Annotated in this window: 9 protein-coding genes and 3 tRNA genes; 3 read left to right on the forward strand and 9 right to left on the reverse strand. The window is 73.9% G+C overall.

Annotation, left to right across the window (positions count from 1 at the left end):
- The 4 genes from PKA89_RS08515 to PKA89_RS08530 form a co-directional block, all read right to left on the reverse strand.
- On the reverse strand, positions 1–880 hold an 880-nt coding region (locus tag PKA89_RS08515; RefSeq protein WP_324418525.1), incomplete at its 3' end, for a hypothetical protein.
- Positions 881–1,109: 229 nt separating this feature from the next.
- Positions 1,110–1,183 (reverse strand) — tRNA-Phe (locus PKA89_RS08520).
- Positions 1,184–1,231: 48 nt separating this feature from the next.
- Positions 1,232–1,305, reverse strand: a tRNA-Asp gene (locus PKA89_RS08525).
- Positions 1,306–1,323: 18 nt separating this feature from the next.
- Positions 1,324–1,396 (reverse strand) — tRNA-Glu (locus tag PKA89_RS08530).
- A gap of 201 nt (positions 1,397–1,597) precedes the next feature.
- Here PKA89_RS08530 and PKA89_RS08535 point away from each other — a divergent pair.
- Complete coding sequence (locus PKA89_RS08535; protein ID WP_324418527.1) at positions 1,598–1,810, forward strand: helix-turn-helix domain-containing protein; 213 nt, start codon at positions 1,598–1,600, stop codon at positions 1,808–1,810.
- Positions 1,811–1,813: 3 nt separating this feature from the next.
- Positions 1,814–2,380, forward strand: a complete 567-nt coding sequence (locus tag PKA89_RS08540) for a Clp protease N-terminal domain-containing protein (RefSeq protein WP_324418529.1) — start codon at positions 1,814–1,816, stop codon at positions 2,378–2,380.
- A gap of 6 nt (positions 2,381–2,386) precedes the next feature.
- Here PKA89_RS08540 and PKA89_RS08545 read toward each other — a convergent pair whose 3' ends face one another.
- The 5 genes from PKA89_RS08545 to PKA89_RS08565 form a co-directional block, all read right to left on the reverse strand.
- The gene (locus PKA89_RS08545) at positions 2,387–2,770 is read right to left on the reverse strand and encodes a GntR family transcriptional regulator (protein WP_324418531.1); all 384 of its coding nucleotides are present in this window, start codon (positions 2,768–2,770) and stop codon (positions 2,387–2,389) included.
- Positions 2,767–3,669, reverse strand: a complete 903-nt coding sequence (locus PKA89_RS08550) for a hypothetical protein (RefSeq protein ID WP_324418533.1) — start codon at positions 3,667–3,669, stop codon at positions 2,767–2,769. Before PKA89_RS08550 ends, PKA89_RS08545 begins: the two co-directional genes overlap by 4 nt.
- Positions 3,670–3,758: 89 nt before the next feature.
- Positions 3,759–4,808 carry a PHP domain-containing protein gene (locus PKA89_RS08555; protein WP_324418535.1) on the reverse strand — a complete coding sequence of 350 codons (1,050 nt, stop codon included), beginning with the start codon at positions 4,806–4,808 and terminating at the stop codon, positions 3,759–3,761.
- A gap of 40 nt (positions 4,809–4,848) precedes the next feature.
- Entirely contained in the window at positions 4,849–6,060 is a 1,212-nt protein-coding gene (locus tag PKA89_RS08560) for a cysteine desulfurase-like protein (RefSeq protein ID WP_324418537.1), read from the reverse strand.
- Between the two features lie 123 nt (positions 6,061–6,183).
- Positions 6,184–7,620 carry a GuaB1 family IMP dehydrogenase-related protein gene (locus tag PKA89_RS08565; protein WP_324418539.1) on the reverse strand — a complete coding sequence of 479 codons (1,437 nt, stop codon included), beginning with the start codon at positions 7,618–7,620 and terminating at the stop codon, positions 6,184–6,186.
- A 68-nt stretch (positions 7,621–7,688) separates the two neighbouring features.
- On the opposite strand from PKA89_RS08565, the gene PKA89_RS08570 reads away from it, so the two are divergent.
- The coding region (locus tag PKA89_RS08570; RefSeq protein WP_324418603.1) for a DUF445 domain-containing protein at positions 7,689–8,854 on the forward strand (1,166 nt) is incomplete at its 3' end.

Here is an 8,854-nt window from a genome sequence, read left to right on the forward strand (position 1 = left end):
GGGGGGGGGGGGGGGGGGGGGGGGGGAAGGGGGCCCCGCCCCCGCCGCTGACGATCTGCCACCGGTGCAGGGCCTTCACGGCCCCGGGTGACTCTGTGTTCGCCTCGTCGATGGTGACCGAGCGGTCGCGGAGGCGTCCGTAGGGGCAGAGGTCGAGCACCATGGCGTCGCTGCCGAAGGCGACGTCGTCCCAGTCGAGGCGGGCGATGGCGCCGTCGCTCATCCCGTGCTGGGACAGATGGAGGATCGCCAGGTCGCGCACGGTCACCGGGTCAGCCTCCAGGTCACGGAGGTGCCGGCACACGGTCCTGACGTCGGAGATGCGGAGGGCCGCCACACGCTTGCGGTCTCCGCGGGGGGCGACCCGGCTGATGCCCCTGAGGAATGTCGTCATCGCCGGGTCGTCGCTGGGTGCGGGATAACCCGCCTCGAGGTGGACGCGGTTGATGGCGGAGACCCAGCCACGGATCGTCGACAAGGACACGCCGTGTCGGGCGGAGTCCACCAGGTACAGCATGACGGTCTCGGACGCGGCCGGAAGGGCGGTGAGGCTGTGGAGGCCGCACCAGCGGTCGAAGTCACGCCACCGACGCGCGTAGGTCTTGCGGGTGGTCTCTTGGATGGACTGCGCGAAGTAGGAGGCGGTCCGGGCGACGAGCTCCTCGAGATCGAGCTCGGTACCGCCCGAGACAACCGGCGCTGGTGCATCGGTCTGGGATCCCAGAAGTGCTTGCACTCGGGCTCTGCGAAGCGCCGCTCTCAAGGCCGAGGCCCGGGCGTCGGGATCGCGGCGCGCGTCCTCGACCTCCGGGGCCTCGTGGCTGGCCGACGGGGCGCGTGGGCTCGGTCGAAGGCCTGGAGTCCGAAGACGGGCGGCCATCGCACCAGTGTGGGGCGCTGCAGCACTGCCGGCAAGGTCCCGCTCTCTGGAGCGATCAACTACCTGGCTGCGGTGGACGCGGCTGTCCACAGGCCGACGGTAGGTGACCCACGGGTCACCCCATCGCCCTACGCTCGATGGGTCCCCGGTTAGCGAAGAGTTAGCGAGGAGGTCTGCTGTGGCCGGACATGCAGATCGCCGCAGGTGTCCTGACCTGCGGCGATGGAGGTGGCCAGGGGCGGGGTCGAACCGCCGACCTTCCGATTTTCAGTCGGACGCTCGTACCAACTGAGCTACCTGGCCGGACCTGCACGACGGGGCCGGACGTATCCGGCCCCTCTCGTGAAGGAGCGACCCCGACGGGACTCGAACCCGCGACCTCCGCCGTGACAGGGCGGCGCGCTAACCAACTGCGCTACGGGGCCTTGGCTGGTGCAAGACCGTATCCCCAACGGGATTCGAACCCGTGCTACCGCCGTGAAAGGGCGGGGTCCTGGGCCGCTAGACGATGGGGACCCGACTCTCGTCGAACCCCTCCACGTCGCGCAGTCCGCAGGCGCTCGGATCCGTCGAGGACTCGGAAAGCATAGGGGACGTCGCGCCAGCGACCAAAACGGGGGTGGTGGTGCTCGGCGGCGGTGGCCCGGACCCCGGATGGCCCGGGCCGAGCGTCAGCATGTGTTGACGAATCGAAAGCGTCAGCATATGCTGACGGTCATGGCCAGGACCGCCTCCGACCTCGCCGGGGACCTCGACAGCACCGACCCCCGTGTCGGCCTGCGTGCGGTCGCCGCCCTCGGCCGCCTCCTCGAACAGCTCGAGACCCTCCAGGTGCGCAACGCCCGGGAACGTGGCTGGTCGTGGCAGGAGATCGCCGACGCCCTCGGGGTCACCAAGCAGACCGTCCACCGCAAGCACGCCCGGAGGTAGACCGTGTTCGAACGCTTCACGCAGGACGCCCGAGCCGTCGTCGTCGAGTCCCAGGAGACCTGCCGGTCGCTCGGGGTCGACGAGGTCCGCCCCGTGCACCTGCTCCTCGCCCTGACCGACGACGACACCCCGGTCAGCGGTGTCCTCGCTGCCCACGGCATCGACGACGCGTCCGTCCGCCGCGGGCTCGACACCGCGGGCCGGCTGGCTGCCGACCCGGTCGACGAGGAGGACGCCGCCGCCCTGCGCGCCCTGGGCATCGACCTCGACGCCATCCGCGACGCCGTCGACCGGCAGTTCGGCGAGGGCGCCCTCGACGACGCCGCGACCGCCGCGCACCGCGCGCCCCCCCGCGGCCGCGTCACCTTCGGCCGGGGCGCCAAGAAGGTCCTCGAGCTGGCGCTGCGTGAGGCGATCCGCCTGCGCTCGCGGGAGATCCGGGCCGAGCACATCGCTCTCGGTGTGCTCCGCTGCGACGACGAGGCCGTGCGGCTCCTGCTGCGTTCCCTGGCCGTCGATCCCGCGGCGGTGCGGGCGGACCTCGAGAACCGGGGCCGCCGCAGCGCCTGAGCCGCGTCAGCGACCCGTCGCCGGCCCGGGTCCTCCGCGCAGGGCCGCGCGGACGAGGTCGATCGCCTCGACCTCGGTCAGCCCGTGCCGCCGGGCCAGGCCGGCGAAGTCGCGCGCGGCGCTGCGGACGGTGTCGTCCTGGGCGGTCGTGCCCGACGCGACGATCGTGCCGGTGCGGCGACGCGTCGTGACCAGCCCGGTCGCCTCCAGCTCACGGTAGGCGCGGGCCACCGTGCCGGTCGCGACGCCGAGGTCGCCGGCGAGGGCCCGGATGGTGGGGAGCCGGTCGCCGGGGCGCAGGGCCCCGGTCGCGATGTGCCCGGCCACCTGCGCGCGGAGCTGCTCGTACGGCGGCTCGGCGGCGTCGAGGTCGACGGTGAGGACGGTCACCGGAGTACCGGGTCGGCCGCTGCCGCGGGGGCCGGCGCCCGGGTCGGACCGGCACCGAGCGTGACGAGGGCGAGGACGACCGCGGCGGTCATCACCCCGAAGAGCGCGAACCCGAGGTCCTGGCGCCAGTCGAACGGGGGCGCCAGCGCGACGGGGGCCTGGTTCATCCGGAGGGTCTGGGCCATCTGGGCGAGCGCCGACCCGGCGACGTAGGCGAAGGCGGCCACGGTGACGAGGGTCGCGACCGCCGCGGCGCGCAGCAGGCGGGCGGTGCTCGTGACGCGGGCGTCGGCGTCGACCTGCTCGTGCGCGGGGTCCAGCGCGGGACGGCCCTCGACGGTCCGCAGCCCCCAGCGGGTCGCGAGGACGAGGACCGCGAGGGCGACGAGGGCCGGCAGCGAGTAGCGCCAGCCCGGGAAGGGCGAGTGGCCGGCCGCCCCGCCGGCCCAGTGCACCTCGAGGCTGCGGCCGTCCGGGGCCGAGAGCAGCATCCCGCCGACGCAGAGGACCGCGAGGGAGGCGGCCGAACCGACCCAGACCCGCTGCAGGAAGCGTGGTGCGGCGGGCCGCGGTCGGACGGCGGCCGTCCGCACCGTCCCGGCCGGGCGAGGCCAGCTGCGCTCGAGGAGGGTGGCAGCGACGACGGCGAGCACGCCGATGCCGAGCGGGCCCACGGCCAGGGGCAGGTCGTCGCCGAGGGCGAGGACGACGACGGTCGCCACCACGGCCACGCCGACGCTGACGCGGCTCGCCGTCCGGACCCGGCGCCGGGCCGCCCGGTCCACCTCGTCCGAGGCGTCCCGGGGCAGGCCGCGGCCGACCGCGCCCACGACGAGCAGGAGTGGCACGGCGACGGCGAGCAGGGACAGGAGGGGGGCGACGACGGCGAGCACGCTCATCGGTGACTCCTCGGGGATGGACCGGCGGGACGTCGCCCAGCATCGGACCAATGACTCAATGTGTCAAGTCATTGACTCAAAAGCGAGACTCAGGGGGTGGCCCACTCCCGGACCCGGTCGACGTCCCACGTCGTGACCACGCGCTCGGCCGGTACACCGAGCCGCTCGGCACGCTCGCAGCCGTACGCCTTCATGTCGAGCTGCCCCGGGGCGTGGGCGTCGGAGTCGATGCTGAACAGGCAGCCGATCTCGAGGGCCAGCGTGACGAGCTCGTCGGGCGGGTCGCAGCGCTCCGGGCGGCTGTTGATCTCGACGGCGGTGTCGTGCTCGGCGCACGCCTCGAACACGGCCCGGGCGTCGAACTCCGACTGCGGCCGGGTGCCGCGGGAGCCCGTGACGAGCCGGCCGGTGCAGTGGCCGAGCACGTTCACCCGCGGGTTCGAGACGGCCGCGACCATCCGCTTGGTCATCGGCGCCCGGTTCATCCGCAGCTTGCTGTGCACGGACGCCGTCACGAGGTCGAGCCGGCTGAGCATCTCGTCGGTCTGGTCGAGCGATCCGTCGTCGAGGATGTCCACCTCGATGCCCTTGAGCAGTGTGAACTGCCCTGCGAGCGACCGGTTCACGCCGTCGACGATCTTCAGCTGCTGGCGGAGGCGCTCGACCGTCAGGCCGTTGGCGACGCGCAGCTGCGGGCTGTGGTCGGTGAGGACCATCCAGTCGTGGCCGAGCTCGACGCCGGTGAGAACCATCTCGTCGATGGGGGAGCCGCCGTCGCTCCAGTCCGAGTGGAGGTGGCAGTCGCCGCGCAGGGCGGCGTACATCGCGTCACCGCCGTCGACGAGGGGGCCGCCGGCCTTCTCCTGCAACGAGGCGAGGTACTCCGGCACGTCGCCGGCGACCGCCTCGCCGATGACGCCCGCAGTGGACCTGCCGATGCCCTCGAGCTCCTGGAGCCTGCCGCCCTCCGCGCGCTCGCGGACCTCGTCGGGGTCGAGGGAGCGCAGCCGCTTCACCGCGTTGCGGAACGCCTCGACGCGGTAGGTGCCGGCCCGGGTGCGCTCGAGGAGGAAGGCGATGCGGCGCAGCGCGTCGACGGGCTCGACGGGCGCCTCGAGCGGCTCGAGCAGGACGACCATCCCCCGATGCTGTCACAGCCCGCCGACGGCGGGACCGCCCTCAGCAGACGTCGTCCAGCGCAGTGAGCAGCCGGTCGACGTCGTCGCGGTTCGTGTACGGCGCCAGGCCGACTCGTACCCCTCCGGTGTCGCCGAGGCCGAGGTGGCGGCTGCACTCGACGGCGTAGAAGCTGCCCGCCGGCGCGTTGACGCCGTGGCTCGCGAGGACGCCCCGCACGTCCTGCGGGTCGCGACCCGTGACGGAGAAGAGGAGGGTCGGGGTGCGCCGGGCGGCGTTGGACCACACCGTGACCCCGCGCCGTGCCCGGAGCGCCGGCTCGAGGGTCGCGAGCAGCCCCTCCTCGTGCTTCTCGAGGGCGGCCATCGAGGCGACGAGCCGCTCGCGGCGGTCGTCCGGCGTCACCGGGGTGTCGAGGTCGTCGAGCCCGGCGAGGAAGTCCACGGCGGCCGTGGCGCCGGCCAGCAGCTCGTAGGGCAGCGTGCCCAGCTCGAAGCGCTCGGGCACGGCGTCGCTCGACGGCAGCAGCTTGTCGGGGTGCAGCGTCTCGAGGAGGGCCGGGTCGGCGGCCAGCACCCCGCAGTGCGGCCCGAGGAACTTGTACGGGGAGCAGGTCCACACGTCGGCGCCGAGGGCCGCGACGTCGACGGCCAGGTGCGCCGTGGCGTGCACGCCGTCCACCCAGTGCAGGGCCCCCACGGCGTGCGCGGCCTCCGAGATCGCGGCGGTGTCGGGGCGGGTGCCGATGAGGTTGCCGGCGGCGGTCGTCGCGACGAGGCGGGTCCGGTCGGAGAGGGCCTCGGCCACGGCGGCGGTGGGCATCTCGCCCGAGGTCGGGTCGAAGTCGACCCACCGGACGGTCGCCCCGACGGCCTCGGCGGCCTGTACCCACGGCCGGATGTTCGAGTCGTGGTCGAGCCGCGTGACGACGACCTCGTCGCCCGGCCCCCAGCCCTTGGCCATCGCCCGCGCGAGGTCGTAGGTGAGTGCGGTCGCGCTCCGCCCGTACACGATGCCGCGCGGGTCGGCGCCGAGGAGGTCGGCCATCGCCAGCCGGAAGTCGCCGACGACCGCCTCGGCCCGCCGCTCGGAGGAGGTGACCGTGCCCCGGTTCGAGATGGCCGAGGTCAGGGTGTCGGCGACCGCCCGCCCCACGACGTCCGGGACCTGGCTGCCGCCGGGCCCGTCGAAGTGCGCCGCCCCCTCGGCGAGAGCAGGGAAGTGGGACCGGATGCGCTCGACGTCGTAGGCCATGGCCTCATCCTGCCAAGCCGCCCCCCCGACGACTTTCCCGCCCGGTGCCGGAAACCCCGGGGTCGCCGGGGAACGGTTCCGGTGCGCCCCCGGGGCTCGGCGCACCGGGCGGGAAACCCGGGGTCACCAGGAGGTGTGCAGCGGGCGGCCCTCGGCGAACCCGGCGGTGCTCTGCAGCCCGACCGTCGCGCGCTCGTGGAACTCCTCGAGGGTGCGCGCGCCGGCGTAGGTGCACGAGCTGCGCAGACCGGCGACGATCTCGTCGATGACGTCCTCGACGCTGGGCCGGGTCGGGTCGACGTACATCCGGGCACTGCTGATGCCCTCCTCGAACAGCTCCTTGCGGGCCCGCTCGTACGCGGTGTCGGTGGCCGTCCGGTGGCGCACCGCACGGGCCGAGGCCATCCCGAAGGACTCCTTGTACTGCCGCCCCTGCTCGTCGGTGTAGAGGTCGCCCGGCGACTCGAGGGTGCCGGCGAACCACGACCCGATCATGACGTTCGACGCACCGGCGGCCAGCGCGAGGGCGACGTCGCGCGGATGCCGCACGCCGCCGTCGGCCCAGACGTGCTTGCCCAGCTCGCGTGCGGCGGAGGCGCACTCGAGCACCGCGGAGAACTGCGGCCGGCCGACCGCCGTCATCATCCGGGTGGTGCACATGGCGCCGGGGCCGACGCCGACCTTGACGATGTCGGCGCCCGCCTCGATGAGGTCACGGGTGCCCGCCGCGGAGACGACGTTGCCGGCGACGAGCGGCACCCCGAGGTCGAGGGCGCGCACCTGCCGCAGCACCTCGATCATCTTCTCCTGGTGGCCGTGCGCGGTGTCGATGACGAGGACGTCGGCCCCGGCCTCGGCGAGCGAACGGGCCTTGCCGGCGACGTCGCCGTTGATGCCGACCGCCGCGGCGATGCGCAGCCGGCCGGCGTCGTCGACGGCCGGGGTGTAGAGGTGGGCGCGCAGGGCGCCGGCGCGGGTCAGGAGGCCGACCAGCCGGCCGTCGGGCGCGAGGACGGGCGCGAGCCGCCGCCGGGCGTGCGAGAGGACGTCGAACGCCTTCTCGACGTCGACGCCGTCGTCGAGCGTCACCATCTCGCGGACCATGACGTCGGCGAGCTGGGTGAACCGGTCGACGCCGGTGAGGTCGGTCTCGGTGACGATGCCGACCGGCCGCTCGCCCTGCACGACGACGGCGGCACCGTGGGCGCGCTTGTGGAGCAGGACCAGCGCCTCGCCGGTCGTCGTCGTCGGGTCGAGCGTGATCGGGGTGTCGTAGACGAGGTGGCGCGACTTCTGCCACGCGACGACCTCGTGCACGACCTCGGCCGGGATGTCCTGCGGGATCACCGTGATGGCCCCGCGGCGCGCGGTCGTCTCGGCCATCCGCCGGCCGGCGATCGCCGTCATGTTCGCGACGACGAGCGGGATGGTCGTCCCCGTGCCGTCGGTGGTGCTGAGGTCGACGTCGAGCCGGCTGGTCACCGCCGACCGGTTCGGCACCATGAACACGTCGTCGTAGGTGAGGTCGAGCTGGGGCATCAGGCCGTTGAGGAACTGCACCGCACCAGCGTAGGCGGGCGCGGCAGCGGGCGACCCGCCCGTGCGGCAGGATCGGGCGGGTGAGCCTCATGGACGCGTCGCCGGCCGACGACCGCCGCCGGGCCGGCCTGCGCCGGATGCGGCTCGTGGCGCTGGCGCTGCTGCTGCTCGCCGCCGTCGTGTTCCTCGCGACCCTGCGCCTCGACCACGAAGGGGTGTGGGGATACGTCAACACCGGTGCCGAGGCGGCCATGGTCGGCGCGCTGGCCGACTGGTTCGCGGTGACCGCGCTGTTCCGGCACCCGCTCGGCCTCCCGGTGCCGCACACCGCGATCATCCCGCGACGCAAGGACGAGATCGGCCGCAACCTCCAGGAGTTCGTCACCGAGAACTTCCTCACCGAGGAGATCGCCCGCGAGCGGCTCGTCGCCGCCGACGTCACCGGACGTGTCGGGCGCTGGCTCGGCCGGCCGGGCAACCGTCGCCGGGTGCTCACCGAGGCCGTCCGGGTGGCGCGGGCGGGGCTGGGCCGGCTCACCGACGACGAGGTGCGCACCATCGTCACCGACTTCCTCGTGCCGCGGCTGGCCCGCGAGCCGGTCAGCCCGATCGCCGGCGCCCTCCTCGAGGGGGTCGTCGAGGAGAGCACGCACCACGGGCTCGTCGACCTCGGGCTCGAGCAGCTGCACGACTGGCTGCGCGAGAACCCCGGGACGTACGCCGAGGTGCTGACCACCCGGGCTCCGTGGTGGACCCCGCCGTGGCTCGACGAGCGCGTCATCTCGTGGACCTACGACCAGGTCCTCACCTGGTTGCGCGAGATCCGCCGCGACCCGCGCCACCCCGCCCGGCTCGCCCTCGACGACCTCCTGCGCCGCCTCGCCCACGACCTCCAGCACGACGCCGAGGTGATGGCCCGTGCCGAGTCGCTCAAGGAGCGCCTGCTGACCCACCCGCAGGCGGCCGAGACGGCCGTGGGGCTCTGGGCGTCGTTCCGGGCGGCCCTCGAGACGGCGATGGACGACGAGACCTCGTACTTCCACGCCCGCGGCGACGAGCTCCTCGAGCATCTCGGGCGACGGCTCACGGACGACCCTCACTGGAAGGGCGTCGCCGAGGCCCGTCTCGGGGAGGCGGTCTCGTTCGTCGTCAACACCTACGGGGACGAGCTCGCCGAGGTCATCTCGGTCACCGTCGAGCGGTGGGACGCCCGCGAGGCGTCCGAGCGCATCGAGCTGCACGTCGGCCGCGACCT

The sequence above is a fragment of the Phycicoccus sp. genome (assembly GCF_035325325.1).
GTDB lineage: Bacteria > Actinomycetota > Actinomycetes > Actinomycetales > Dermatophilaceae > Phycicoccus.